Raw genomic sequence first — 584 nt, 5'->3', positions numbered from 1 at the left:
GGTACCCGGCCGGTCGGGGATGGCGATCGACCCGACGAATGCCGCCTGGTCCGGGAGGGCGCCGGGGCCGGGCAGGGGGCCTCGGAAGAGCCAGGTCCACGTGTTGCCGATGCTGTCCTTGCCGACCGCGCAGTAGTGCCCGGCCGGGGTCGTGCTGTCGGTGCCGACCCACCGGACGTCGGCGTCGGGGCCTTCGTAGCGTGCAGGCATGGTCTTTCCTCCTCGGGGGTGTCCGCGCTTCTTCCCTAACTATACAACGAAACATTGTAAGGAATCGAGGGGTTTCCCGGCTTCGCGGCATCTTCAGGGAGGGGGCAGAACTGCTCAAGGAGCAGCGGGGAGCCGAGCGCGAGGCTGGTTAGCTTGCGGTGTGCGGCTTCCAGCGTGCGTACGACGGCAGGCAGTCCGGCCGGCGGGGCGGGCCGGCCGGCGCGCGGGCGGCCCGGGGAGGTCGTGACCCACAGCTCTTCGACGTCGCCGCCGTTGAGGACCTTGAGGTGTCCGGCGGTCAGCGCCCGTTGGGTGGCGACCCAGCGGGTGAGGGCGGCCCGGGAGACGGCGTCGACGGGGTACCACTCGCCGGC

Annotated in this window: 1 protein-coding gene and 1 pseudogene; both read right to left on the bottom strand. The window is 71.4% G+C overall.

Annotated elements, in window-relative coordinates:
- Nucleotides 1-210, bottom strand: a 210-nt coding sequence (locus G3I78_RS47060) for a hypothetical protein (protein ID WP_164436749.1), incomplete at its 3' end; no start/stop codon positions are given.
- A gap of 35 nt (nt 211-245) precedes the next feature.
- Nucleotides 246-584: pseudogene (locus G3I78_RS47055) on the bottom strand (hypothetical protein); the annotation flags it as partial.

The sequence above is a fragment of the Streptomyces sp. SID13726 genome (assembly GCF_010548375.1).
Lineage (GTDB): Bacteria > Actinomycetota > Actinomycetes > Streptomycetales > Streptomycetaceae > Streptomyces.
This window is presented reverse-complemented; position numbering and strand designations above follow the sequence as displayed.